Raw genomic sequence first — 23630 nt, forward strand, 5'->3', positions numbered from 1 at the left:
CTGGCGCACATGCGTCGGCACAGGTAATAACCATGTTCTTATGATGATGAGGGGCACTCCGTCGGCAACCGGCCTCCTTCAGGTCCGGTTTTGGGGAATCCGTGGCTCGACTGCGGCGTCCGGTCCGCGCTTTGTGGAATTCGGCGGGCATACTCCTTGCGTCGAGATCCGCTGCGGCGAGCGCCTCTTCGTCGTGGATGCCGGAACCGGCATCGCGGCTTTGGGCCATGCCCTCGGCAAGGCGGCCCCGAAGGAAATCGACATCCTTCTCAGCCATCTCCATCTCGATCATGTCGGCGGCCTTCCGTTCTTCAAGCCCGTCGTGCTCGACAAAGAGCGCGTGATCCGCACCTATTGCGGCCATCTCGACGGTGAGACCGCGAAGGAAGCGCTCGACCGCCTGTTCTCGCCGCCGCTCTTTCCCGTGCGTCTCGAGCAATTGCCTGCCCGCCTCGAACATCAGGGCTTCAAGGCCGGCGAGACGCTGACCTTCGCCGATGGGGCGAGCGTGCGCACGCACCCCCTCAACCATCCCGGCGGAGCGACCGGCTATCGCTTCGACCATGCGGGCCGCAGCATCTGCTACATCAGCGACATCGAGCATTCGGACCCCTGGCCCGATCCCGCCCTCGCCGCCTTCGTGCACGGGGCCGATCTCGTCATCTATGACGGCATGTTCTCGGAGGCCGAGTATTCCCATTGTGTCGGCTGGGGCCATTCCACCTGGGAGAAGGGTGTGGAGCTGGCCAGGGCCGCCGATGTGAAGAACCTTGCGATCTTCCACCTCTATCCCGGCCACGACGACGAATACCTGCGCGCCACCGAAAAGGAGCTGCAGGCCGTCATGCCCTCCGCGTTCCTGGCGCGGGAAGGGCAAAGCGTCGCTTTCGCGCCCGTGGATGCGAAGACGGCTGCGGCCAGCGAGAAGTCTGTCGCCGCAGCAAGCTGAGGGTTGCGCCTTTTTCCGATTATAAGCCGGATACCGTGAAGCCCGGTACGGGCAGGGCGTCGGCGTGATTGAACGCCCCCTGTGTTTCTATGGGGCTACTCTTTGCGCGAAGGGAGATAAAGCAAGCTCTCGCGAGCTCTGGAGGGCCTTTTCATGGCCAGAACCCTCGATACGTGGAAGTTCGATGGCGACTACCACAGGATCGTGGAAGGTGGCGGGCCCACCCCTCTCGACTGGGGCGGCGATGCGGAGGTCTTCAGCGGCTACGGCATTCTCGACGTCCAGGTCGGCGTATGGGGCCCGGGAGATGTGGTGCACGATCGCCTTGGGATCCTGCCGGATAGGGGGATCACGCTCTCCAACGGCTTCGAGGTGGGAAGCAAAGTCTCGATCAACGGCTATCCCGCCATCGTGATGCCAGGGGGCTCCGGCACCTTTAATTTCCACATCATGTTTCCCGAGCCGGACGATCCGACCCGGTTCAGGGGAGCTCCTCCTGCCGTCGTCCAGACATTCCTTCGGGCGCTGACCTATGAGAACACGGCCGAGACCCTTCCGGACGACTTTTCACGGCAGGTCACCGTTATTCTGTCGAACGATGGCGATGGGGAAACCGGCCACGAGTTCGAGCAGGAATTCGTGACCTTTACGAAATGGCTCCCCCGCCACGGGCCCGATACCGGTGGCCCTGGAAGTGATCCCGGTGGGGGAGGAGGAAACCTTCCACCCAGCATCGGCGGCAACCTGAGCCGAGCAACGATCTCGGACGGAGAAGCTCCCTTCGCGCAGATGACCGTCACGGATAAAGACGACGATATCCTGACGGCGAGCGTCGGTATTGGCGAGCCTCAATGGGGCTACTTTCTGGCGTCGAGCCTGAGCGGCGGCACTTATGATGCGCAGACAGGCATCTACACGATCAGCGGAACACCGGCATTCGTTCAGGCCGCGATCCAAAAACTGATCTTTATACCCGCGCCTCTCCCGGGGAACGTGCCGGCCTCCCTGTCGTCGATCTACTTCAATATCACGGTCAGCGACGGCACCGCCTCTACCTCCGTGCGGCTCGATGCGGATCTGTGGACCAACCGCGCCGACACGATCAACGGCACGTCCCGTGGCGAGAAGCTCTATGGCTACAGCGGCAAGGACAAGCTCTACGGCAACGGCGGCAACGACAAGCTCTATGGCGGCTACGGCAACGATTATCTGAAAGGCGGTTCGGGCAAGGACATCTTCGTGTTCGATACCCAGCCCAACACCAAGACCAACAAGGACAAGATCGCCGACTACAAGGTGAGCGAGGATTCTGTCTGGCTCGACAATGCCGTGTTCACGAAGCTCGGCAAGGGGACTGAAACAAAGCCGGGCAAGCTGAAGAGCGGTTTCTTCATCATCGGCGCCAAGGCGCAGGACAAGAACGACTACCTCATCTACGACGACAAGAAGGGTGTGCTCTATTACGACGCCGACGGTTCCGGGAAGGGCAAGGCCGTGGAGATTGCCTCCCTCTCCAAGAACCTCAAGATGACGGCGAGCGAGTTTTTCGTGGTCTGACGAGTTTCAAGCTGAAAACAGCGATCCCGGCGGGAACCGCCGGGGGTTGTTAATGCTCTGGACGAAGGGGCGTGGACTTGATCCGGGAACCCCTCCCCTTCTTCAGAAAATGCTCTAAGGTGCCCGCCGTTCATTCGAAGCGGGCCTTTTCATGTCAGCTCCCATCCTCGTGACCGGCGCGGCCGGATTCATCGGGTTCCATGTGGCGGAACGACTTTTGCGCGACGGCCACCAGGTCGTCGGCATCGACAGTTTCACGCCCTATTACGACGTGGCGCTGAAAGAGGCGCGGTTCGCGCGCCTGAAGCTTCATAATGCCTTCATCCCCGAACGCATGGACCTCGCCGACGCGGAGGCGACGAAGGATCTCTTCCGGCGTCACCAGCCCCGGCGCGTCGTGCATCTTGCGGCGCAGCCCGGCGTGCGCTTCGTCGATCCGCGGCCTTACGCGACATCGAACGTCGTCGCCTTCCTGAACGTGATAGAGGCCTGCCGGCAAGACGAGATCGAGCATCTGGTTTACGCGTCCTCAAGCTCTGTCTATGGCGCGAACAAGAAGCTTCCCTTCTCCGAGCACGACACCGCCGACCACCCCGTGAGCCTTTACGCGGCGACGAAGAAGGCGAACGAGATGATGGCGCATTCCTATGCCCATCTCTTCGGCCTTCCCTCCACGGGCCTGCGTTTCTTTACGGTCTACGGGCCGTGGGGGCGACCCGAAATGGCGGTCTACAAATTCACCCGCGCGATTGCGGAAGGGCAGACCATCGACGTGGCCAATGCCGGCAAGGTCTGGCGCGACTTCACGTATGTCGACGACATCGTCGAAGGCATCGTGCGCGTCATCGACCGCGTTCCCGTCGCCAACCCCGCATGGGATGCCAAGCACGCGGACCCGGCCACCAGCGCCGCGCCGTACCGCCTCTACAACATCGGCAACGACAATCCGGAAGAGCTGAACACCCTGATCGCGCTCATCGAGCAGGAGCTTGGCCGCAAGGCTCAGCGCGTCGAGTGTCCGCTGCCCGCAGGCGACGTTCTGGAAACGCGCGCGGATGTGTCAGATCTTCGCCGCGATGTCGGCTTCTCGCCAAGCACGCCGCTGGCGGAAGGCATCCGCCGCTTCGTGGCGTGGTTCCGCGAGTATCATGGCGTTTGAGATGATCGTGAATGTGATAGCCGATCTTATCGGACCGCTGCACGGTGGTGAAATGCTGCTGACCTTCCTTGCCACGTCGGCGGTTTTCTCGGCGGTTCTGATCGTCGTGCTGATGCCGCTCTTGCAGCGCTATGCGCTGGCGCGGCCCAATGCGCGTTCGAGCCATCGCGTGCCGACGCCGCAGGGCGGCGGCATGGCGGTAGTCGCCGCCGCGGCGCTTCCCGCCGTCATCCTGCTGCTGCTCTTCGGGACCGATTTCAAGTTTTACTGGGGCAGCGGACGAAGCCTCCTGCCGATTCTCGGCGTGTTTCCTTCCGTGATCGTTCTCGCGATTCTCGGTGCCATCGACGACATCCGTCCCTTGCCGGTCCTGCCGCGTTTCCTGTTGCAGGGCCTTGCCGTCGCTGCCGTCGTTGCGCCGCTCACATTCACGGGCAACACGATTCTTCCCGTGCCTGCATGGATCGAGTTTGCGATCCTTCTTTTCGCGGGGCTCTGGTTCGTCAATCTCGTCAACTTCATGGACGGGCTCGACTGGATCACCGTCGCCGAAATGGTGCCGATCACGGCTTTCATCGCCTTCATCGGCTTTGCGGGATTCGGCCCGATCAGAGCCTTGCCGTCGCCCGTGGCGATCATGGCCGCCTGTTTGTGCGGCGCGCTCATCGGCTTTGCGCCGTTCAACAAGCCAGTAGCGCGGCTCTTTCTTGGCGATGTGGGCTCGCTCCCCATCGGCCTTCTCGTCGGCTGGATGCTTCTCGAACTTGCAAATGCGGGAGCGCTCGCCGCCGCGATCCTTCTGCCGCTCTACTATCTGATGGACGCGACGATCACGCTGTTCCGACGCCTCGCGCGCGGCGAGAAGGTGTGGGAGGCGCATCGCTCGCATTTCTACCAGCAGGCCACGAATAACGGTTACTCCGCGCTCGCGGTGAGCGCGCATGTGTTTGCGCTCAACATCCTGCTTGCAGGGCTTGCGGCGATTTCCATCGCCTCCCCGTCCCTGATGGTGCAGTTCGCTTGTGTGCTTGCCGGTGTCATTCTCGTGAGCGCGCTTCTCTTCCGCTTCTCGAAACCGCGCCTGGAGATTGCCCGATGAGTGCGCCCCTGATCGCGTTGACCGGCGCTACCGGCTTTATCGGCAAGCACCTGCTGCATGAGTTGTCACGACACGGTTATCGCGTGCGCGTTCTCCTGCGCCGTCCTTCCGAAGTGCCGGCGGGCGCGTCGAGCGCTGTGATCGGCGATATCGCCTCGCCGCAGAACATGGCTGCGGCCTTGCGCGATGTTGATGCGGTGATCCATTCCGCGGGCCTCGCGCATGCCATGTCGGGCCGCCCGGAAGACGATTATCGCACCATCAACACGCAAGGAACGCTCGCCCTCGCGCAAGCCGCCGAGCGGGCGGGCGTGAAGCGCTTCGTCTTTCTCTCTTCCATCCGCGCGCAGAGCGGGCCGGTGTCCGACAAGGTGCTGACCGAAGCGATGGAGCCGCAACCGACCGATGCTTACGGACGCTCGAAGCTCGCGGCAGAGAAGGGGCTGGCGGAACTTGGGCTCGATTGGGTCGCGCTGCGCCCCGTGCTCGTTTACGGGCCGGGGGTGAAGGGCAACATGGCCTCGCTTCTTTCGCTCGCGCAGACCGGATGGCCGCTGCCGCTGGCGAGCCTGAAGAGCCGCCGCTCGCTTCTCTCCCTCGACAATCTCTCCGGCGCGGTCGCAACCGTGTTGAAGGCGCAAGGCCCGATCCGGCGGCCCTTCATCGTGGCGGACCCGGAACCCGTGACGGTGGCTGAAATGATTGCGGCCCTGCGCGCGGGCCTTGGCCGCGCACCCGGGCTTCTTCCGTTCCCGCCCGTCCTGTTGGAGGCCGCGGCGCGGATTGCGGGAAAGAGCGAGGCCTATGAGCGGCTGGCGGGCTCGCTGGTCGCGAGCCCGGAGGCGCTCATGCGCTTTGGCTGGACGCCGTCTGTTGCGTCTCGGGAAGGGCTGTCGCGGCTGGCGCAGGAATCGCCTGCGTCCGGCGCTTGAATTCGGGGATTGCGTCCTCGAACACGCGCTCGGCCGCCGCGCGGTCCATGCTCACCAGCGCCTTGCGCAGGCCCTCCAGCCATTCATGCACCTTGGCGCGGTCGGCAAAGACCGGCTTTGCCGCCATGACGCCGTCGATGCCGATCTCGGCGCGCGGCTCTTCGCGGGCGAAGAGGATTTCGTGCAGACGCTCGCCGGGGCGGGTGCCGGAAACCTGAATGTCGATGTCTTCGCCCGGCTCGTAACCGGCAAGGCGGATCATACGTTCGGCAAGTTCGTAGATGCGGACCGGCTGGCCCATCTTCAAAACATACACGGAGGCGCGCTCGTCGCTGTTGGCGCTCTCGGCGAGGGCACGACCCTCGTTGTCCGCGTGGGACGCCGAGGTGAGCACGAGATCCGCCGCCTCGCGGGTGGTCATGAAGTAGCGCACCATGTCGGGATGCGTGACGGTGACAGGGCCGCCGCGCGCGATCTGCGCCTTGAACTTCGGCACCACCGAACCGACGGAGCCGAGCACGTTGCCGAAGCGCACGGCGATGATGCGCGTCGCGCCACGCCGGCCCATGAATTCCGCGTCGAGCGCCTGCCCGTACATTTCCGCGAGGCGCTTGGTGACGCCGAGCATGGACACCGGCTCGATGGCCTTGTCGGTGGAGATCACGACGATGGCGTCGGCGCCTGCCTCAACCGCGGCGTCGGTCACGTTCACCGTGCCGAACACGTTGGTCTTGATGCCTTCGGTCCAGTTGGTTTCGAGATACGGCACGTGCTTGAGGGCGGCGGCGTGGAACACCACGTCGGGCCGCCAATCCTTCATCACCTGCAACACGCGCTCGCGGTCACGCACGTCAGCAATGACGCCGTCAACGTTCGTGTCGCTGTTGAGCAGCGTCGGGTTCTCGAGGATGTGATGCAGCGAGGGCTCGGAGCTTTCGAGGATCATCAGATCCTTCGCGCCGAAGGCCACGACGCGGGTGCAGATTTCCGAGCCGATGGAACCGCCGCCGCCGGTGACGAGAACGCGCTTGCCGCGAATGAAGTTTTCGAGCCGCGCGCGGTCGATCTGCACCGTCGGGCGCAGCAGCAGGTCTTCGATTTCGAGCGGCGCGAGTTCCGCATCGCGCATGCCCTCGCCGATGCTCGTAACGCGCACGAGCGGCAGACCGAGACGACGCGCGCGCGCGATGAGCTGTTCAGGGTGAGCCTCAGGCGTGAGCGCGCTCGGCGTCGCGACGAGGCGGCGCACCGGCGTGCCGCGTTCCTGCAGATCCTGCACCACCTGATCGAGATCGGTGAAGATGCCGAGCACCGGCACGCCGCGAATCGATTGTCCGAGATCATCGGCGCGATAGGACAGGACGCCCTTCGGCTGCATCTTCTTGACGGTGCCGGTCTCGATCGCGCGCAGGAACACTTCCACATCGCTGCCGCGCCCGAGAATGAGCGTCGGCACGTTGGCGTCGCGTTCGAGCACGTTGCGCGAGCGCGCATATTTGAAATAGCGGAACGCCAGGCGCGGGCCGCCGAGCAGGAACATCTGGATCAGCCAATAGAGGGCGATCGTGATCTTGCCGAAGAAGTAGAAGCCGAAGAGCTGCGGCGAGACGAGGACGTAGTCCGTCACCAAAAGCCCGAGAGCCAGCACGCTGGACGCCCGGAAGATGTTGAAGAGGTCGGGCAGAGACGCAAAGCGCCACTTGGAGCGGTAGAGCTGGAAGAACCAGTAGACGAGCCCCGCGAAAACGAGGAAGGGCGGCAGGAACAGCGGCAGGTGCTGGAGCCGCTCCTCGAGGAAGCGTCCGTCGAAGCGCACGTAAAAGGTCGCCAGCACGGCCGCGACCGTCATGACGAGGTCGTGCGCGATGATCAGCGTTTTCTTGAGAAACTGTCGGTTCATGGGCCCTGCCGCGTATTGGGGCGGGTATCCGCCGGGCTTTGTCCTTTGTCAAATATGTTGTCAAAGTGATGCGGCATTGGGCATGGCCCGTTCGTGGCAGCGGTGTTCAAGGAAAAAATAAACGATGAGATATTTTCATACGAATATCGATAAAATCATGCTCTTTCTGGCTAAAAACAAGTCATTATTGTATTTATGTGATGTTTCCGACAATAAAATTTGTGTATCTATAGATATACATTTCTTAGAAAAATATTATATGAATACACATCATTATTATGGTGATAGACCCGAGAAATATGTCTATGTGACGTCTGATCAAAACTTTGAAGAAAGTTCTTTTTCTGAAAGAATAGAAGAAATTGAGAAAGATAAATTTGATCCTAGATTTCTATTAATTGGCTATAACGACGGGGGTATTATTTCTGTATCCGGATCGAAACTTGAATTCCAAGAAATAGAAGCCCCTTGGTGGGGGTGGTAAACGGAGTCGGCTTTAGTTCCTCCGCGGGGTGCGATTTCGCGCGTCACTACGACCGCTAAGATGCTGAAGGAAGAGGATTTTCCGTCACGACAACCAGTCGGCCATCGTCGTTCAGAATACGGGCCTCCACGCCAAAGCTTGCGGCCATATGGTCTCTGGTCAGCACTTCTTCCGGTGTCGCATGGGCGCGCACTGCGCCGCGATCCATCAGCACCACCTCGTCCGCGTAGCGGGCGGCGAGCGTCAGATCGTGCGTGATCGCGACAACCGTGCCGCCTCCTTGCGCATAGGCGCGCAGCACCTCGAGCACGCGCAGCTGATGGCGCGGATCGAGGGCGGCAATGGGCTCGTCCACGAGAAGAACCGGCGCTTTCGTTGCCAGCGCCCGTGCCAGAAGAACCCTTGCCCGCTCGCCGCCCGAAAGCGCGGTGGCGGGGCGGTTCTCGAAGCCTTGCAGGCCGACCGCCGCAATGGCCTCGGCGACGGCCTCCCGCCCGAGCGGCGGTAAGGAATCCGGCTCCTCCCCGTGGGGCAGGCGCCCGAGCGCTACGACGCTCGCGACGCTTAAGGGCCAGGCGACGGCCCCACCTTGCGGCAGATAAGCGATGGCGCGCGCCCGCTCGGGGCCGCTCATGCGGGCAACGGGCCTGTCGTCGAGGAGCGCCGCGCCTTTTTCGGGGGTAACGAGCCCGGCGAGGGCGCGCAGGAGGGTGGTCTTTCCGGCCCCGTTGGGGCCGATCACCATCGTCAGACGCCCCGGCGTGAAGGCGAGATCGATCCCGCCGAGCACGGGCTTGTGGCCTAAAGAAACGGCAAGGGAGCGGGCGGCAAGGTGCGTCATGCGGGCGTCTCCGCCAGCTCCGCCTTGCGCCTGAAGATGACCCAGAGAAAGAACGGCACGCCGAGCATGGCCGTGAGAACGCCGATCTTCACCTCCGCGCCGGTGGGGATGAGCCGCACCGCGCAATCGGCCGCAAGAAGTAGGGCCGCCCCGGCAAGCCCGGAGGGAACGAGGGTCCGCGCCGGATCGTAGCCCACGAAAGGCCGCACCAGATGCGGCGAGACAAGCCCGACGAAGCCGATGGAGCCGACAACGGCGACCGAGGCCCCCGTGCCGATGGCGGCAGCCAGAACGATCATGAGCCGCAGGCGTTGCACGTTCACGCCAAGGCTTTTTGCTGTGTCCTCGCCGAGGGTCAGGGCGCGCAAGGGGGAGGCGGCGGCAAGAAGAAGCGCACTGGCGACCGCGATGAAGGGCAAGACCAGCATGACATGGACGCCCGAGCGGTCCTCGAGCGAACCGAGGAGCCAGAAGACGATCTCCGTCACCGCGAAGGGATTGGGCGAAAGGCTCACCGCGAGCGAGGTCGCTGCCCCGGCAAGGCTCCCCACGGCGAGGCCTGTCAGCACCAGAACGACGATGGTGGTATTTCGCCCGGCGACGAGAACGACGAGGGCGATGGATACGAGCGCCCCCGCGATGGCCGCGACTGGAAGCGCCCAGGAGAGCGCCCCCACGAGGCCGGAATAGAGCACGCAAACCGCCCCGAAGGCGGCGGCTTGCGGCGCGCCGAACACCGTCGTGTCGGCCAACGGATTGCGCAAAAGCCCCTGCAGGGCCGCGCCGGTGAGGCCGAACCCCCAGCCGATCATCAAGGCCAGCAGCGTACGCGGCAGACGGATCTCCCGCACGACGATGCTCGCCGAGCCCTGGTCGCTGACGAGTGCCTTCGCCACGAGCGCGGGCGAAATCGGAGCGGGGCCGATGGCGAGCGACGCGACAGCCAGAAACGCCAGGAGGATGGAAAGGCCGGGAATGAGAGGCCGCCGGAGGAAGTGCATCGGTTCTAAATCTTTGCTGCGTTCATCGCGATAGCAACAAAGACCGCCGCGTGTCACCCCGCCGTTTCGCGCTCCTCCGCCTGGGGAAAAAGCGCGAAATAGGGCTGGGCCTCGGCCAGAACCCGGGTGAAGGAGGGCCGCTCCATCAGACGGTCCAGATAACGCGCGGCGTTCGGGTGCGCCTTAGCGAGAGGGCTCACCTTATTAGCGTAAAACAGGGCCGGCGCGGCCGCGCAATCGGCCATGCCGAAGGCCTCGCCTGTCGCCCAGGTCCTGTCAGCCATGCGGGCGTCGATGATGCCGAGGGCGGTTTCGAGCAGGTCCCGTGCCTGAACGACGCCGTGCGGATCGTTGCTTCCCTCCGGGCGCAGCCGGTCGGTCACGATTTTCTGCATGGGCACGTTCACGTAGAGATCGAAGACGCGATCCCAGTGGCGGGCGCCGAGCGCCAATTCTCCATCGTGCGGGATGAACCGCACGGGGCCGGGATGATGCCGGTCGAGATATTCGATGATGATGCTCGATTCGGGGATCGTGCGCCCCGTCGCGCGGTCCCGCAGCACCGGAAAGCGGCGGATCGGCCAGAGTGTCTCGAAAGCCGCGCGCGAATCCGCATCGCCGAGGTCGACCACGACAGGCTCGAAAGGCGTCCCGTTCTCATAAAAGGCGATCAGGACCTTATGGCAGAACGAGGACAGTGGGTGGAAGTGAAGCTCCAGAGACATCGGCGAAACCCCTTTCGGTCAAGACCGACCGCGATGGAAGATAAGGCGTCTTCAGCCGATAGCGAGGCCAAAACCGTGTGCTCCTGAACAGGCGAGACAATGATGCCGGGCCGCGTCATGAAGATGAGTGTTCGACCCGTGCGCCTTCCGTGCTACGAACCGCCCATAATCCCAATCCGGAGCGTGGCATGAATCCGATCTTCGCCAACCTTCCCACCACGATCTTCGAAGTGATGTCGGGGCTCGCCCGGGAGACCGGGGCGGTCAATCTCGGCCAGGGTTTTCCGGACGATCCGGGGCCGCAGGACGTGCGGGCAAAGGCGGCGGAGGCTGTGCTGAACGGCTACAACCAGTACCCGCCGATGATGGGTCTGCCGGAGCTGCGCTCGGCCATCGCCGTCCATTACAAGCATTGGCAGGGGGTCGATCTCGACCCGGCGAGCGAAGTCATGGTGACTTCGGGTGCGACGGAGGCGCTGGCGGGTGCGATTCTCGGCATCGTCCAGCCGGGCGACGAGGTGGTGCTATTCGAGCCGATGTACGATGCCTATCTGCCGCTGGTGCGGCTTGCCGGCGGCATTCCGAAGTTTGTCACCCTCCAGCCGCCGCATTTCCGGCTGACGGAGGAGGCGCTCGCCAGGGCGTTCTCGCCGAAAACCAAGGCGGTGGTGTTCAACAACCCGCTCAACCCCACGGCCACGATCTTCTCCGATGAGGATCTGGCGCTGCTCAGCCGCTTTTCCCAAAAGTTCGACGCCATCGTGATTTCGGACGAGGTCTGGGAGCATGTGGTCTTCGACGGCCATCGCCACAAAAGCGTGCTCAGCCTTCCCGGCATGCGCGAGCGGGCGGTGAAGATCGGGTCGGCGGGCAAGATCTTCAGCCTCACGGGCTGGAAGGTCGGCTTCGTGTGCGCGGCTCCGCACATCATGAAGGTGCTGGGAAAATCGCACCAGTTCCTCACCTTCACCACGCCCCCGAACCTGCAGGTCGCCGTGGCCTACGGGCTGGGGAAGGATGATGCCTATTTCGAGACCATGCGGCGGGATTTTGCGAAAAGCCGCGACCGCTTCACGGCGGGGCTGGAAACCCTGGGCTTCGACGTCATTCCGAGCCGGGGCACGTATTTCCTCAACATCGACATTGCGCCCTTGGGCGAGACGGACGACGTCGCCTTCTGCCGCCGCCTCGTCATGGAGCACGGCGTCGCCGCGATCCCGGTTTCGGCCTTCTATGCCGAAGGCGCGGTGAAGAACGTGGTGCGCTTCTGCTTCGCCAAGAAGGACGCGACCCTCGATGCCGGGCTGGAACGGCTGGCGAAGGTGGCGAAAAAAGCAGCCTGAATCATGCACAAGGGAGCCTGTTTTTAGGCAGGCTTTCCGATTGTGTCGGGGATGAGAATTTCCTAGCTTCCCGAATTGTTACACCAACCCAGCGGAGGTCCGCCGTCGATGATTCGTCCTCTCGTCGCAATCGCTCTCGGCCTCGGTCTCGTGACCGCGGCCAGCGCTCAACAGCAGCGCGTCGTCAATGTCTATAACTGGTCCGACTATGTGGACCCGAAAGCGTTGGACGAGTTCACGAAACAGACCGGCATCAAGGTCGTCTACGACACCTACGACAACAACGAGATCGTCGAGACGAAGCTCCTTGCCGGCAAGTCGGGCTACGACATCGTGGTGCCCACGGCCCCGTTCCTGCAGCGCCAGATCGGCGCGAAGGTGTTCCAGAAGCTCGACAAGTCGAAGCTGCCGAACCTCGCCAACCAGTGGCCGGACATCACTCAGCGCCTTGCCGCCTACGATCCGGGCAACCAATACGGCGTCAACTACATGTGGGGCACCACCGGCATCGGCATCAACGTCAAGAAGGTGAAGGAAGCGCTCGGCGCCGACGCGACGCTCAACACCTGGGACCTGGTGCTCAAGCCCGAGGTCGCCTCCAAGCTGAAGGCCTGCGGCATCTACCTGCTCGATTCGCCGGAAGATCTCTTCCCCGGCGTCATGGCCTATCTCGGCCTCAATCCGGATTCGAAGAAGGCCGAGGACCTGACGAAGGCGGGCGAGGCCCTCTTCAAGGTGCGCGGCAACATCCAGAAGTACCACTCGTCCGAATACATCAACGCCCTCGCCAACGGCGATATCTGCGTGGCGGTGGGCTATTCCGGCGACATCATCCAGGCCCGCAAGCGCGCCGAGGAAGCCAAGAACGGCGTCGAGATCGCCTACATCGCCCCGCGCGAAGGCGCGCTGATGTGGTTCGACAGCTTCGCCATCCCGGCGGACGCCAAGAACGTGGCCGAGGCGCATGAGTTCATCAATTTCATGCTGCGCCCCGAAATTGCCGCGATGAACACGAATTTTGTCTCATACGCCTCGGGCAACCTCGCGGCGAAGCAGTTCGTGAAGCCGGAAATCCTCAAGGATCCCGGCATCTATCCGGATGAGGCGACCTTCAAGCGCTTGTTCACCAATACGGCCTACGATGAGCGTGCCCAGCGCACGATCACCCGGCTGTGGACCAAGGTGAAGACCGGGCGCTGACGCCTCCTTGCCGAAAGGCGAGCTGTCGTTTCGAGGGCATGGCCGCACCACGCGGCCATGCTCTTTCATTTTGAGAACCCGCACGACCGGAACAACCGGATCGTGCTGGAGCAAAATTCGATCATGCTGAATCGGAATTTTGCTCTGCCTTTTTAATTTACGCATTTTCTTCACGAAAAGTGGCGTCCACTTTTCTTGAAAATGCTCTAAGGGATGGAACCAACATGCGCATGGCCTTCGCGGCAGCTCTCGCCGCCTTGACCCTCACCTCTCCCGCCTTCGCTCAAGGTCAACAGCCGCCGCGGCCTTCGACAATCAGCGTTTCCGGCGCGGGCGAGGCGGAGTTGAAGCCGAACTTTGCCCGGCTGAACGTCGCCGTCTCCACGCAAGCGGACACCATCGGGCAGGCGAGCGACGCCAACCGCGCCTCGACCGAGAAGGTCCTCGCCCGCCTGCAGGCGATCGGCGTGAAGAAAGAAGATATCCGCACCCTGAACTTCCAGGTTTTCCAGACCCCGCCCCGCGTCGGGCCGGACGGTAAGGAGATCCGCGTGCCGAAGTTCACCGCCAATCACGAATTGCGCATCACGACCCGCGATCTCGACGGCGTCGGCAAGCTTGCGGGTGAGATTCTGGCAAGCCCCGACATGCTCTTCGAATCGGTCTCCTTCGGCCTCGACCGGCAGGAGGAGGGCGAGGACAAGGCCCGCGAGGCGGCGGTGCGCGATGCCAAGCGGAAAGCCGAGCTTTATGCGGCGGCGGCGGGCGTGACGCTGGTGAAGATTCTCGAAATCGAGGATGGCGCGGCGCGTCCCTATGGCGCCCCTGAGGACAGCTTCAGGATGCGGGCCGCTCCCATGATGAAGGAGGCTGGTGAGGCGATCCCGATCGTCCCCCCGGCAACCCTGCGCTACGACGCCAATGTACAGATGGTGTGGGAAATCGCGCCGAAATAACGGCTGATGATCGTCATCCCGGGGCCGCGACAGCGGAGTCCCGGGATCGTTTTTCGATAAGCGGCTCTCTGCCGATCCCGGATCGCCTGCGGCGTCCGGGATGACGCTTATCGGTTACGCCGCGCGGGGCGCGGAGAGTTCGGTGAGCACCGAATAAAGCGCTTCCCGCTCGCGGGTGGCGCGCACGCGCTCGACGATTCCCGGCTCGCGCAGGACGCGGGCGACACGGGCGAGCGCCTTCAGGTGATCCGCGCCCGCGCCTTCGGGAGCCAGCAGCAGGAACAGGATATCCACGGGCTGGCCGTCGAGGGCCTCGAAGTCGATGGGCTTTTCCAGCCGCGCGGCGAGCCCGAAAATGCGGGTGAGGCCGGGCAGCTTGCCGTGGGGAATGGCGATCCCCTCGCCGATCCCGGTCGAGCCGAGGCGCTCCCGTTGCAGCAGCGTCTCGAAAACGAGGTCTTGATCGAGGCCAGTGAGCCGCGCCGCATGGGCGGAAAGCTCCTGCAAAGCCTGTTTCTTACCGGTGGCCCGCAAGGCTGGAAGAACAGCCTGGGGATCTAGAAAGTCGAGCAAAGGCATCGCTAAAGCCGCATTGGTGGTGAAGCCGTTTCGGCCCCGCGCTTTGTTCAAAAGCAAGTCCTGGGCCAAGTCGAATCCCCCTGTGACGAGATCTCAGGCCTGCCCCGACGGCGGGTCGATCCAGCCGATCGCCCCGTCGCTCCGGCGGTATACGACGTTAACGCGGCCGGTGCCAGCGTGGATAAAAACGAGGGCGGTGGCCCCCGTGGCATCGAGATCGAGAACCGCATCGCTGACCGAGAAGCGGTGCAAGGGCTTCGTCAGCTCGGCGATGATGGCCGGATGGTAGGTTTCCGCCTCGGCGGATTCCTCCGTCGGCGCTTCGAACACGGAATAGCTGATTTCGCGGCCCGAGGCGCGGCTGGCAGCCGAGGGAGCCCGCGCCTTCAGGCGCTTCGTGTAGCGTTTCAGGCGCTTTTCGATTCGCTCCGCCGTCTGGTCGAAGCTCGCATAGGCGTCCTGAGCCTGGCCGGTGGCTTCGATGGTCGCGCCGGAGGCGAGGTGAAGCACGGCATCGGTGCGAAAACCGATCCCGTCCTTGGTTACCGTGACATGCCCTGAATAGCTTCCGTCGTAGAATTTCTGGAGAGCGCCGGCCATTCGTTCCGTAATCTGATTCCGAAGGGATTCACCGATATCGAGACTCTTCCCGGATACCCTCAACGCCATCATCGTCCTCCCGTGCAGCCGACGTGCGCCGCCGACCTGCGACTATGGTTAGATGATGCTTCTTCCCCGGTGCAAAACAAGTCTTGACGCGACAATTTAGATCGGGACGAGCAACGGCCCTCAACCGTGGACGGGCCGAACGGGGTGCGCTGCTACTTTTGCTGATCCCGATGTGGTGAAGACAGGGCGGCATCCACAAGAAAGCCAAGCCTGCCGCACGCTCATGCCTGTCGTTCGTCGGTGATTCCGGCGGCATGCGATTCGCGAAGGGCGTTCAGGCCGCGCTCAAACTTTCTTCAGCCTGCGCCGGTCCGCCGAGGAGGGGATGCGCAGCGATTCCCTGTACTTCGCAACGGTGCGGCGCGCGATGTCGATGCCTTCACCCTTCAATTTTTGGGCAATTGCATCGTCCGAGAGCACATCGTTCGCCGGCTCGCCCTCGATCATCTGCTTGATCCGGTGGCGGACCGCCTCGGCTGAATGGGCCTCGGCCCCGGACGCATTGTTGATGGCCACCGAGAAGAAGTACTTCATCTCGAACAAGCCCCTGCCGGTGCTGAAGGACTTGTTCGCGGTCACGCGGGAAATGGTGGATTCGTGCATGCCGATTTCGTCCGCCACGGCCTTGAGGGTCAAAGGCCGCAGGTGCGAAACGCCGTGACGGAAAAACCCGTCCTGCCGGCGCACGATTTCGCTCGCCACTTTCAGAATGGTCTTCGCCCGCTGGTCGAGGCTGCGCTTGAGCCAGTTGGCGCTTTGCAGGCACTCGTTGAGAAAGGCCCGCTCCTCATCGCTTCGCGCCGCCTTGGAAACGCGCGCATGGTAGGATTGATCGACAAGGATGCGAGGCAGCGTGTCGGGGTTGAGTTCGATGACCCATGCGCCATCCGGGCCTTCCCTGATGAGCACGTCGGGCGCGGCGAATTCCGAGGACGGGGCTGCGAAGGCATGGCCGGGCTTGGGCTCCAGAAGCCGGATCTCCGCCAGCATTTCGGCGAGGTCCTCGTCATCGACCCCACACAGGCGCTTGAGGGCCGCAAAGTCGCGCTTCGCGACAAGGTCGAGCCGCGTGAGCAGGGCCTGCATGGCGGGGTCGTAACGATCGAGTTCTTTAAGCTGGATCGCCAGGCATTCGGCGAGGTCCCGCGCGCCCACCCCTGGCGGGTCGAAGGTCTGGATCAGCGCGACCGCGGCCTCCACCTCCTCGCGCGGAGCGCCGAGGCGCACGGCGATGACGGCGAGGTCGTCCCTCAGATAGCCGGCTTCGTCGAGGGAATGGATCAGGTATTGGCCGATGGCGCGCTCATGGAGATCGCTGGTGGCGAGTTCGAGCTGGCGTTCGAGATGGTCGGCCAGGGTTGTCTGCGCGGCAATCGTTGCGGCGAAATCGAGGGCGTTTTCGCCAGGCCGTGCGGCCTCTCCCGCCGTGCGGGGCAGGGACGGGGTTTCGCGGGATGGCAATGACGTGATGAGCGCCTCGGGCTCGGCGTCCTTGTCCGCTCCGGCAACCGTATCGTCGGCGGCGGCTTCGCCTGTCTCGCCATCGGGCGCGTCGGGCGCGATCTCCTGATTGAGCAGGGGATTGCGCTCGAGCTCGGCCTCCACATAGGCCTGCAATTCCTGGTGCGAGAGCTGCAGCAGCTTGATCGCCTGCAGAAGCTGCGGCGTCATGACCAGGCTTTGGGCCTGGCGTAGCTCCAATCTTTGCATCGGGGGCATCAGGGCGCCCCGAAAGCCAGTCGGCATGCTTTTTGCATGCCTGGAGTTTTACACAGGCGTTCCCCGCCGTCAAAAGCCGGCGGGGCGGCGCATGGTCGCCTTTTGGCTTAGTCTGGCAATCGCGGCGCGGCGATGTGCTTAAAGGCGGAAGTCCTCGCCGAGATAGAGTCGGCGCACGTCCTCGTTCGCCACAATGGCGTCGGGGTGGCCCTCCGTCAGCACACGGCCTGAATGGATGATGTAGGCGCGGTCGATAAGGCCCAGTGTCTCGCGCACATTGTGGTCGGTGATCAGAACGCCGATGCCGCGCCGGGTGAGGTGGCGCACCAGGTTCTGGATGTCGCCGACCGCGATGGGGTCGATGCCCGCGAAAGGCTCGTCGAGCAGCATGAAGGTCGGCTCGCCCGCGAGCGCGCGGGCGATCTCGCAGCGCCGCCGCTCACCGCCTGACAGGGCGATGGAGGGCGACTTGCGCAGGCGCGTGATGTTGAACTCGTCGAGGAGCGCATCGAGCTTGCGGTCGCGCTCCTTGCGGCTCGGCTCCACCACTTCGAGCACCGCGCGGATGTTGTCTTCCACGTTGAGGCCGCGAAAGATCGAGGCTTCCTGCGGCAGGTAGCCGATGCCAAGGCGCGCGCGGCGGTACATCGGAAGCGTCGTGACCTCGTGCCCGTCGAGGCTGATGACGCCGCGATCCGCCGAGACGAGGCCGGTAATCATGTAGAAAATGGTGGTCTTGCCCGCGCCGTTGGGGCCGAGCAGGCCGACCGCCTCGCCGGCGCGCACGTTCAGCGCCGCCTCGTGCACCACGGTCCGGCCGCGATAGCTTTTCTGCAATCCCTTGACTGCCAGAATGCCGGGGCCGCCGAAGGCCGCCGCGCCGGAAAGGTTAGCGGTCTGGCGCGCGATGGCATTGGCTGCCGCCTCGAGGCTCGAGTTCTTGGACACGGCGAGCGCCGGTGCACTGACCGGCGCTTTGGCGGCTTGCGAGGTGCGGCTGAAAAAGGGTTTCACGAATAAGTCCCTGAAAAACGCGGAACGGGCGCTCCGTCAGCGGGAGGCCGGCTTGGCCTTGTCCTTGGCGGCGTCCTTGCCCTTCTCGACCTCGGAGTTGCTGCCGGGAACGAACAGGGCCTTCACGCGCCCGCCGGGCTTCGTCTCGACATTGGCGATGCCGCTGTTGAGGTCGTAAACGACCCGCTCGCCGCGGGTGATGTTGGGGCCGTCGCTCAGGGCGGCATTGCCGACGAGATAGATCTTATTGTTCTCGCGGTCGAAAATGGCGTCGTTGCCGGTGGCGACCTGCGTCCTGGAGACGATGGTCACCGGGCCCTTGCAGTCGATCTTCTTGATCGAGCTGTCATCGGTGCCCTGGGTGCTCGGCACCGCCGGCTTCTTGCCGTTGTCGTCCTTCTTCTGCTCGTAGAGCACCGTCATGATCGAGCAATTCATGGTGCTCTCGCCCTGCACGGCGACGACGTTGCCGGAGAAGACCGCGCGGCCTTCCTTGTCGAACACGTCGAGCTTGTCCGCGTCGATCTTGATCGGCTCCTTGCTCGAACCGAAATTGCCGAAACCGGCGGCGCGCTCCTTCTGGGCGGCCGGGGGCGTCTGCGCCGAGGCCGGAAGGGAGACGAGAAGGGCGCCTGCAACGAGGCTTGCATATTTGAACATGGCTATGGACGCGGATTGGAGGGTTGGGCCGGGGCCGTGGCACCGGCAGCCGGGTTTGAAGCATTCGGGTTTTCGAAGACGGTGCGAACCCGTCCCGTGAACTGGATGACCTTGCCGTTGTCGGTCACGCTCATGCCTTGCGCTTCGATGGTGCCGTTGCCGAGAGAAACTGTTACAGGCTCGTTGGATACCACGGTGCCTGCCTTGAAGTCGATAAAGGCCGAATGGAGTTTCACCTCCTGCCCCGCGTCGGTGTAGACGCGGATATCGGTCTTGAGCTGCATCTGCTCTTTTTGCGTGTCGAGCACACCTTTCAGGGCCTCGAGCCGGGTCGTGCCGCCCTTGTCGTCGGTGACGAGGCGCGCCCGCATGTTCTGCAATTCCACGAGATGCGGCTGGCGCACATCCTGCGTCGCGGCGGTGGCCGTCACCTCATAGGGGCGGGTATCATTGCGGTAGCCCGTGAGCCGGGGGCTCTCCATTGTCACCTGCGTTCCCGAAACCGAGAGCGCGCCGAGGCTCAGGCCCTGGATGTTGCGGAACGGATCGAACACGACGACGAGGATCACCGCCGCCAGGCCTCCGACAGCCCCGAGGGGGATCGCCCATTTGGCAATGCGGACCCAGCGCGAATGGCGGCGTGCCTTCTGAAAGGCGCGCGAGCGCGCCGCCGGGATCGACCCCCGACCGCCCTCGACCGCCATGCCTCTCAGTTCCGTCACCAAAGTTTTCCTTACCTCACGCGCGGGGCCATGCCGGGTTGCCGTGGCGAAGTTGTGGCCCGCCGGGTGCGTGTCTTCGCCTCATCTTCGGCCATTTATGCCGAAAAGCTTAAATACAAGCTATCAGCTATGGGAAAAAATGTCCGTCTCCGGCCAGCCCATCAGGTCGAGCTGCGCCCGCGTGGGAAGGAAATCGAAACAATGCTGCGCGATTCCGGTGCGGTTCTCCCGCGCCAGCACGCGGTCGAGCTTTTCCTTGAGAGCGTGGAGATAGAGCACGTCGGACGCCGCGTAATCGAGCTGCGCCTGGCTCAACGTGTCCGCGCCCCAGTCGGAGGATTGCTGTTGCTTGGAGATCTCTACCCCGAGCAGTTCGCGCACCAGGTCCTTGAGACCATGGCGGTCCGTGTAGGTGCGCGTGAGGCGCGAGGCAATCTTGGTGCAATAGGCCGGGCGCGGCATCACGCCGAAGGCGTGGAACAGCACTGCGAGATCGAAGCGGGCAAAGTGGAAGATCTTGAGAACGCCCTCGTCCCCGAGCACCCGCACCAGATTGTGTGGGACAGGGCCATCTTTCAGGATCTGCACCACATCGGCGGAGCCGTCGCCCTTTGAGATCTGCACCACGCACAGCCTGTCCCGGTGGGGATTGAGGCCGAGCGTCTCGGTATCGATCGCGATGGCCGGGCCGGGCTGATAGTCCGCAGGCAGATCGCCACGGTGGAAGCGCGTTGTCATTGAAGAATCCAAGCTTTGCCGAACAAGGGCCTCTACCCTGTCCGCCCGCCAGCATCAACAGCTAGAGCATGAACCGGAAAAGTGAATCCGATTTCGTGCGTCGCCGCACACGCCGTTCTTCAATCGGCACCCTTTCCACTCAGGAACAGACCCGGACCCTGCGAACCACGACGTGGTGGTAGGCATTCACGACCCTCAGGCGTTCATAGTGACAACCGTAAGGGTAGTAATAGGCAGGGTGGTTCGCGCTTGCGATGGCGCCCAGCGCCAGCCCGCCGATCAGGCCCGCCGCGATCGCGCCGCTATCGTCATAGTAATAATCATAGGGATACCCATAGTAGCCGTAATACGGGTAGCCGTAGCTGTAGGCGTAGGGATAGCGGTAACGATAAGCGTAATAGGGGCGATAGCCGTAGTAGCGCCCGTAATATCCACCCCACCGATAGGGGCGGCCATAATAACCGCCGATGCCAGGGCGATAACCGAAGCCTGGAGCCGCGTGGACGCGCCCGATACTGCCGGTCGCGAACGGGGCACCGTGGAACCCGCCGCCGTGAAATCCCCCGCCGCGAAATCCGCCGGCACGGAACCCACCACCGTGAAATCCGCCACCGGGAAATCCCCCGCCACGAAATCCGCCGCCACGAAATCCACCGCCGTGGAAACCGCCACCATGAAATCCACCCATGCCGCCGGGGTGGAAAAAGTGACCATGTTGTGCCTCGGCCTCGCCCATCGGCGCGGCAACGCCGATTGCCAGTATCGCAAGACCAAGAGCCGGAATGCGAAGAGAAAAGGCCATAGCGTCCTCCTCAGGGACTGCCGCTGGCCATCAAACAGGCACGCCACCGCGAAGTTCCGTGCCGCGCTTGCGTCTAAGCGGCGCAAGGCGATCTCGGGACAGTGACAGGCGATCCGGCGAGGCGTCAAAGCCCGCTGCCGGAGAGAAACTCGCATTGCGCGGTTTTGAGAATGATCTTGATGTCGAGCATCAGCGACCAGTGCTCGATATAGGCGAGGTCGTCGCTGACGCGGGCTATTGCCAAGGCTGGATCTTCGGTGCTCCCCCGCAGGCCATTGACCTGCGCGAGCCCCGTCACGCCCGGCAGAACGCGCAGGCGCTCGAAATATTCGGGAACGAGATCCTCATAGAGCATGCCTCCCGCCAGCATGCCCGGAACGTGCGGACGCGGGCCGACGAGGGACATGTCTCCCCGCAGCACGTTGATGAGCTGGGGCAGTTCGTCGAGGCTCGACTTGCGCAGGAAACGCCCGATGGACGTCAGCCGCATATCGCCCTGACATGTCTGGGTGCGCCCGCTCGGATCGCAGGCGTGCACGCTCATGGTGCGGAATTTGAAAATCTCGAACGGCGCGCCGCCAAGCCCATAACGTTTCTGCCTGAAGATGGCGGGTCCCGGCGATGTGAGCCTGATCGCCGCCGCGATGAGAATGAGGCCGGGTGCGAGCAGGCAAATGAGGACAAGAGCAACCGTGACATCGAGCGCGCGCTTGCCCGCAAGCTCAAGATGACGGTCAGTGAGACGCCTGGCGGGTCTTTGGCCCACCGCGATGCGAACGGGGTGTGGCGCAGGATAAGCCCTGCGCTCCGCGTGAGGAACCGGGCGAGGGAACGGCCTCAGGTCAAACGGCAAGCCGGACATTGGGCGACGCGACGCTCGTTCTGGTTCCATATCGGTTCCTCGCGATCAGTCCATCCCCCAATGCGAACAGATTATTTTTATGGAACGCAGCCAAGCCTGAGCACTCGAGAACGCGGCATCGCGACGGCCTGGAGCAATTACTATAGGCAGCCCGCCTCACTTGCCCGCTCACTATTTCGGAGTAAGCCAATCTACGGTTCTCATAAGGGCTTCATCGCCGCTGTGAGCCGATGAAAAAGCATTGCGCGATCAGACGTGCGACGATGGGCCGGCTGGGCTTGAGCGATTTCCGGCTGGACGGCCTTACTCCGCAAGCGGTACGTTCGCGCGGCAAACCCTTTAAGCGCAGCAGGACGGCGGACACAGGCACCGATGCCGATGGAAACTTCAAAGGACGATGCCGAGGTTCTCCGGGCCGAGACGTTTCTCGCAAAGCTTGGCGGGGCGCGCGGTCAGGCTGTCGCCGACCGGTTTTCCCGCAGGGTCCTGATCGTCGCCTTCGTCGTCTTCTGTCTCCTTGTCTGGATCGTCATCGGCTACGCCGTGATCTGAGCTGTGCTGCGCGCCTACTCCGTTTGAAGCGGCCCAGTTTATTGATTTGCGCCCTGCCTGCATCATGATGGCTGAAGTCCGTGCAATGAGTGCGCGGCGCAGAAAGCTTCGTCATGCCTGTGAAGGTTTCCGTCATCCTCCCGACATTCAACCGCTCGCACAGCATCGTGGCGGCCTGCACGAGCGTTCTGACGCAATCGTTCCGGGACCTCGAACTGATCGTCGTCGATGATGGCTCGCGGGAGGATGTCGAAACTCCTGTCCGTGCCATCGGCGACAACCGCGTGCGCTATGTCCGGCGGCCGGTCAATGGCGGGGCGGCGGCGGCGCGCAATACTGGCCTTGCCGAAGCGAAGGGCGAATTCATCGCCTTTCAGGACAGCGACGACCTTTGGCTGCCGAACAAGTTGCAGATGCAGCTCGACCTTTTCGCGCGGCTGCCCGCGCATGTCGGCGTCGTCACCGGCGCGAAGATCATTTACGGGCGCGACGATCATTTCAATTACGGGCCCGGCCGGATCGCCTACGCGCCGCCTGCCCACGGGCGGCTGAAGCTCGATGAGGATCAGCTTGGGCATCTCCTGAGCGAGAACAGGGTGAGCCTGCAGAACGCCCTGTTCCGCCGCGATTGCTTTCCCTCTTTCACGTGGTTCGACAGCAAGGCGCGGGCGAACGAGGATTGGGAATTTGCGATCAGGCTCGCGCAACACACCACGATCTTCGAGGATGCGGAACCCGTGGTGCTGGCCTTCATTTCGCCGGACAGCATCTCCTCCAATTTCCGCAAGGAAGGCATCGGGATCGTGCGCGTTCTGAAGAAAAACAGACGCATTCTGGAGCGATACCGCAGGCAGCACGCGGCTCTTCTCATGGATGTGAGCCGTTCGCTTTACAGGGCCCGTAGAAAGCGGGCGGGCCGCAGATTTCTGCTGGCGAGCATTGCGCGCTATCCCGGCGCGGTGACCTGGGTGGCGCAGTCCCTCCTGAGAAAGTCTTACGCGCGGATCTTTCGGAGAGCCCGCCGCTAACCCTTTGCGATGATGGGAGTAAGTCGCAATCGCAGACGGGATGCGGTGCGATTTGAAGTAAGGTCGCGGTCCGGTCGCTGCAAAGAGCAAGACGCTTCAAAGAGCAAGACATGGACCCGCACGACGCGTCGACTCACAA

Annotated in this window: 24 protein-coding genes; 11 read left to right on the forward strand and 13 right to left on the reverse strand. The window is 63.2% G+C overall.

Translation table 11 applies throughout. The features are described 5' to 3' along the window. Positions 1-40: 40 nt before the first annotated feature. The 5 genes from DQW91_RS03490 (at position 41) to DQW91_RS03510 (ending at position 5696) form a co-directional block, all read left to right on the forward strand. A complete protein-coding gene (locus DQW91_RS03490; protein ID WP_425373369.1) occupies positions 41-949 on the forward strand; it encodes an MBL fold metallo-hydrolase in 909 nt (302 codons plus the stop codon). A 153-nt stretch (positions 950-1102) separates the two neighbouring features. Then, a complete protein-coding gene (locus tag DQW91_RS03495) occupies positions 1103-2506 on the forward strand; it encodes a calcium-binding protein (RefSeq protein WP_112662135.1) in 1404 nt (467 codons plus the stop codon). 151 nt (positions 2507-2657) lie between these two features. Continuing rightward, positions 2658-3665, forward strand: coding sequence for an NAD-dependent epimerase/dehydratase family protein (locus DQW91_RS03500; RefSeq protein WP_112662136.1), 1008 nt, complete (start codon positions 2658-2660; stop codon positions 3663-3665). A 1-nt stretch (position 3666) separates the two neighbouring features. Beyond that, complete coding sequence (locus tag DQW91_RS03505) at positions 3667-4764, forward strand: MraY family glycosyltransferase (RefSeq protein ID WP_425373356.1); 1098 nt, start codon at positions 3667-3669, stop codon at positions 4762-4764. Continuing rightward, positions 4761-5696 (forward strand): NAD-dependent epimerase/dehydratase family protein, encoded by a 936-nt coding sequence (locus DQW91_RS03510; protein ID WP_112662137.1) that lies wholly within the window; start codon positions 4761-4763, stop codon positions 5694-5696. Before DQW91_RS03505 ends, DQW91_RS03510 begins: the two co-directional genes overlap by 4 nt. Here DQW91_RS03510 and DQW91_RS03515 read toward each other — a convergent pair. Continuing rightward, positions 5611-7596, reverse strand: coding sequence for a nucleoside-diphosphate sugar epimerase/dehydratase (locus DQW91_RS03515; protein ID WP_112662138.1), 1986 nt, complete (start codon positions 7594-7596; stop codon positions 5611-5613). The two genes, DQW91_RS03510 and DQW91_RS03515, sit on opposite strands and share 86 nt — an antisense overlap. Positions 7597-7720: 124 nt before the next feature. On the opposite strand from DQW91_RS03515, the gene DQW91_RS16530 reads away from it, so the two are divergent. Next, positions 7721-8080, forward strand: coding sequence for a hypothetical protein (locus DQW91_RS16530; RefSeq protein ID WP_157961320.1), 360 nt, complete (start codon positions 7721-7723; stop codon positions 8078-8080). Between the two features lie 55 nt (positions 8081-8135). Here DQW91_RS16530 and DQW91_RS03520 read toward each other — a convergent pair whose 3' ends face one another. The 3 genes from DQW91_RS03520 to DQW91_RS03530 are packed head-to-tail and all read right to left on the reverse strand — an operon-like array spanning position 8136 to position 10647. Continuing rightward, positions 8136-8921: an ABC transporter ATP-binding protein gene (locus DQW91_RS03520; RefSeq protein WP_112662139.1), complete on the reverse strand. Its 786-nt coding sequence runs from the start codon at positions 8919-8921 to the stop codon at positions 8136-8138. After that, complete coding sequence (locus DQW91_RS03525) at positions 8918-9922, reverse strand: FecCD family ABC transporter permease (protein WP_112662140.1); 1005 nt, start codon at positions 9920-9922, stop codon at positions 8918-8920. Before DQW91_RS03525 ends, DQW91_RS03520 begins: the two co-directional genes overlap by 4 nt. A 53-nt stretch (positions 9923-9975) precedes the next feature. Continuing rightward, on the reverse strand, positions 9976-10647 hold the full coding sequence (locus DQW91_RS03530) for a glutathione S-transferase family protein (RefSeq protein WP_112662141.1): 672 nt from the start codon (positions 10645-10647) through the stop codon (positions 9976-9978). A 188-nt stretch (positions 10648-10835) separates the two neighbouring features. On the opposite strand from DQW91_RS03530, the gene DQW91_RS03535 reads away from it, so the two are divergent. From DQW91_RS03535 to DQW91_RS03545, 3 genes are all read left to right on the forward strand, one after another. Further along, the gene (locus tag DQW91_RS03535) at positions 10836-11990 is read left to right on the forward strand and encodes an aminotransferase (protein ID WP_112662142.1); all 1155 of its coding nucleotides are present in this window, start codon (positions 10836-10838) and stop codon (positions 11988-11990) included. A 108-nt stretch (positions 11991-12098) separates the two neighbouring features. Next, on the forward strand, positions 12099-13190 hold the full coding sequence (locus tag DQW91_RS03540; RefSeq protein ID WP_112662143.1) for a polyamine ABC transporter substrate-binding protein: 1092 nt from the start codon (positions 12099-12101) through the stop codon (positions 13188-13190). Between the two features lie 224 nt (positions 13191-13414). After that, positions 13415-14146: an SIMPL domain-containing protein gene (locus tag DQW91_RS03545; protein ID WP_112662144.1), complete on the forward strand. Its 732-nt coding sequence runs from the start codon at positions 13415-13417 to the stop codon at positions 14144-14146. Between the two features lie 114 nt (positions 14147-14260). On the opposite strand, the gene ptsN is transcribed toward DQW91_RS03545, so the two are convergent. The 9 genes from ptsN to DQW91_RS03590 all read right to left on the reverse strand — a co-directional run bounded on the left by ptsN (position 14261) and on the right by DQW91_RS03590 (position 21815). Then, the gene (ptsN, locus tag DQW91_RS03550; protein ID WP_112662450.1) at positions 14261-14725 is read right to left on the reverse strand and encodes a PTS IIA-like nitrogen regulatory protein PtsN; all 465 of its coding nucleotides are present in this window, start codon (positions 14723-14725) and stop codon (positions 14261-14263) included. A 93-nt stretch (positions 14726-14818) separates the two neighbouring features. Further along, positions 14819-15397 (reverse strand): ribosome hibernation-promoting factor, HPF/YfiA family, encoded by a 579-nt coding sequence (gene hpf / locus DQW91_RS03555; protein WP_342633204.1) that lies wholly within the window; start codon positions 15395-15397, stop codon positions 14819-14821. A gap of 282 nt (positions 15398-15679) precedes the next feature. Then, positions 15680-17113: an RNA polymerase factor sigma-54 gene (gene rpoN / locus DQW91_RS03560; RefSeq protein ID WP_112662451.1), complete on the reverse strand. Its 1434-nt coding sequence runs from the start codon at positions 17111-17113 to the stop codon at positions 15680-15682. Between the two features lie 138 nt (positions 17114-17251). Further along, a complete protein-coding gene (gene lptB / locus DQW91_RS03565; RefSeq protein ID WP_425373370.1) occupies positions 17252-18061 on the reverse strand; it encodes an LPS export ABC transporter ATP-binding protein in 810 nt (269 codons plus the stop codon). A 102-nt stretch (positions 18062-18163) separates the two neighbouring features. Then, positions 18164-18787 (reverse strand): LptA/OstA family protein, encoded by a 624-nt coding sequence (locus tag DQW91_RS03570; RefSeq protein WP_112662147.1) that lies wholly within the window; start codon positions 18785-18787, stop codon positions 18164-18166. A gap of 2 nt (positions 18788-18789) precedes the next feature. Beyond that, positions 18790-19509 (reverse strand): LPS export ABC transporter periplasmic protein LptC, encoded by a 720-nt coding sequence (gene lptC / locus DQW91_RS03575; protein ID WP_157961321.1) that lies wholly within the window; start codon positions 19507-19509, stop codon positions 18790-18792. Between the two features lie 123 nt (positions 19510-19632). Next, positions 19633-20247 (reverse strand): ribonuclease D, encoded by a 615-nt coding sequence (locus DQW91_RS03580; RefSeq protein WP_112662149.1) that lies wholly within the window; start codon positions 20245-20247, stop codon positions 19633-19635. 139 nt (positions 20248-20386) lie between these two features. Further along, positions 20387-21049 carry a hypothetical protein gene (locus tag DQW91_RS16850; protein ID WP_198411759.1) on the reverse strand — a complete coding sequence of 221 codons (663 nt, stop codon included), beginning with the start codon at positions 21047-21049 and terminating at the stop codon, positions 20387-20389. Between the two features lie 124 nt (positions 21050-21173). Next, positions 21174-21815, reverse strand: coding sequence for a sugar transferase (locus DQW91_RS03590; RefSeq protein ID WP_245410880.1), 642 nt, complete (start codon positions 21813-21815; stop codon positions 21174-21176). Positions 21816-22289: 474 nt separating this feature from the next. Between DQW91_RS03590 and DQW91_RS03595 the strand changes: the two genes are divergently transcribed. Both DQW91_RS03595 and DQW91_RS03600 read left to right on the forward strand, forming a co-directional pair. Continuing rightward, positions 22290-22463 (forward strand): hypothetical protein, encoded by a 174-nt coding sequence (locus DQW91_RS03595; RefSeq protein ID WP_157961323.1) that lies wholly within the window; start codon positions 22290-22292, stop codon positions 22461-22463. Between the two features lie 113 nt (positions 22464-22576). Beyond that, positions 22577-23491, forward strand: coding sequence for a glycosyltransferase family 2 protein (locus DQW91_RS03600; protein WP_112662152.1), 915 nt, complete (start codon positions 22577-22579; stop codon positions 23489-23491). Positions 23492-23630: the final 139 nt, after the last annotated feature.

The sequence above is a fragment of the Microvirga flavescens genome, assembly GCF_003290125.1.
GTDB classification, from domain to species: domain Bacteria; phylum Pseudomonadota; class Alphaproteobacteria; order Rhizobiales; family Beijerinckiaceae; genus Microvirga; species Microvirga flavescens.

Bases quoted from the DNA above. Each gene is read 5' to 3' on its own strand.
- DQW91_RS03490 (WP_425373369.1), top strand. From the start codon at position 41: ATGATGATGAGGGGCACTCCGTCGGCAACCGGCCTCCTTCAGGTCCGG.
- rpoN (WP_112662451.1), bottom strand. From the start codon at position 17,113: ATGCCCCCGATGCAAAGATTGGAGCTACGCCAGGCCCAAAGCCTGGTC.
- DQW91_RS16850 (WP_198411759.1), bottom strand. From the start codon at position 21,049: ATGGCCTTTTCTCTTCGCATTCCGGCTCTTGGTCTTGCGATACTGGCA.
- DQW91_RS03500 (WP_112662136.1), top strand. From the start codon at position 2,658: ATGTCAGCTCCCATCCTCGTGACCGGCGCGGCCGGATTCATCGGGTTC.
- DQW91_RS03580 (WP_112662149.1), bottom strand. From the start codon at position 20,247: ATGACAACGCGCTTCCACCGTGGCGATCTGCCTGCGGACTATCAGCCC.
- ptsN (WP_112662450.1), bottom strand. From the start codon at position 14,725: ATGCCTTTGCTCGACTTTCTAGATCCCCAGGCTGTTCTTCCAGCCTTG.
- DQW91_RS16530 (WP_157961320.1), top strand. From the start codon at position 7,721: ATGAGATATTTTCATACGAATATCGATAAAATCATGCTCTTTCTGGCT.
- DQW91_RS03495 (WP_112662135.1), top strand. From the start codon at position 1,103: ATGGCCAGAACCCTCGATACGTGGAAGTTCGATGGCGACTACCACAGG.
- DQW91_RS03595 (WP_157961323.1), top strand. From the start codon at position 22,290: ATGGAAACTTCAAAGGACGATGCCGAGGTTCTCCGGGCCGAGACGTTT.
- DQW91_RS03520 (WP_112662139.1), bottom strand. From the start codon at position 8,921: ATGACGCACCTTGCCGCCCGCTCCCTTGCCGTTTCTTTAGGCCACAAG.
- DQW91_RS03540 (WP_112662143.1), top strand. From the start codon at position 12,099: ATGATTCGTCCTCTCGTCGCAATCGCTCTCGGCCTCGGTCTCGTGACC.
- DQW91_RS03535 (WP_112662142.1), top strand. From the start codon at position 10,836: ATGAATCCGATCTTCGCCAACCTTCCCACCACGATCTTCGAAGTGATG.
- hpf (WP_342633204.1), bottom strand. From the start codon at position 15,397: ATGATGGCGTTGAGGGTATCCGGGAAGAGTCTCGATATCGGTGAATCC.
- DQW91_RS03600 (WP_112662152.1), top strand. From the start codon at position 22,577: ATGCCTGTGAAGGTTTCCGTCATCCTCCCGACATTCAACCGCTCGCAC.
- DQW91_RS03525 (WP_112662140.1), bottom strand. From the start codon at position 9,922: ATGCACTTCCTCCGGCGGCCTCTCATTCCCGGCCTTTCCATCCTCCTG.
- DQW91_RS03510 (WP_112662137.1), top strand. From the start codon at position 4,761: ATGAGTGCGCCCCTGATCGCGTTGACCGGCGCTACCGGCTTTATCGGC.
- DQW91_RS03530 (WP_112662141.1), bottom strand. From the start codon at position 10,647: ATGTCTCTGGAGCTTCACTTCCACCCACTGTCCTCGTTCTGCCATAAG.
- DQW91_RS03515 (WP_112662138.1), bottom strand. From the start codon at position 7,596: ATGAACCGACAGTTTCTCAAGAAAACGCTGATCATCGCGCACGACCTC.
- DQW91_RS03545 (WP_112662144.1), top strand. From the start codon at position 13,415: ATGCGCATGGCCTTCGCGGCAGCTCTCGCCGCCTTGACCCTCACCTCT.
- DQW91_RS03570 (WP_112662147.1), bottom strand. From the start codon at position 18,787: ATGTTCAAATATGCAAGCCTCGTTGCAGGCGCCCTTCTCGTCTCCCTT.
- DQW91_RS03505 (WP_425373356.1), top strand. From the start codon at position 3,667: ATGATCGTGAATGTGATAGCCGATCTTATCGGACCGCTGCACGGTGGT.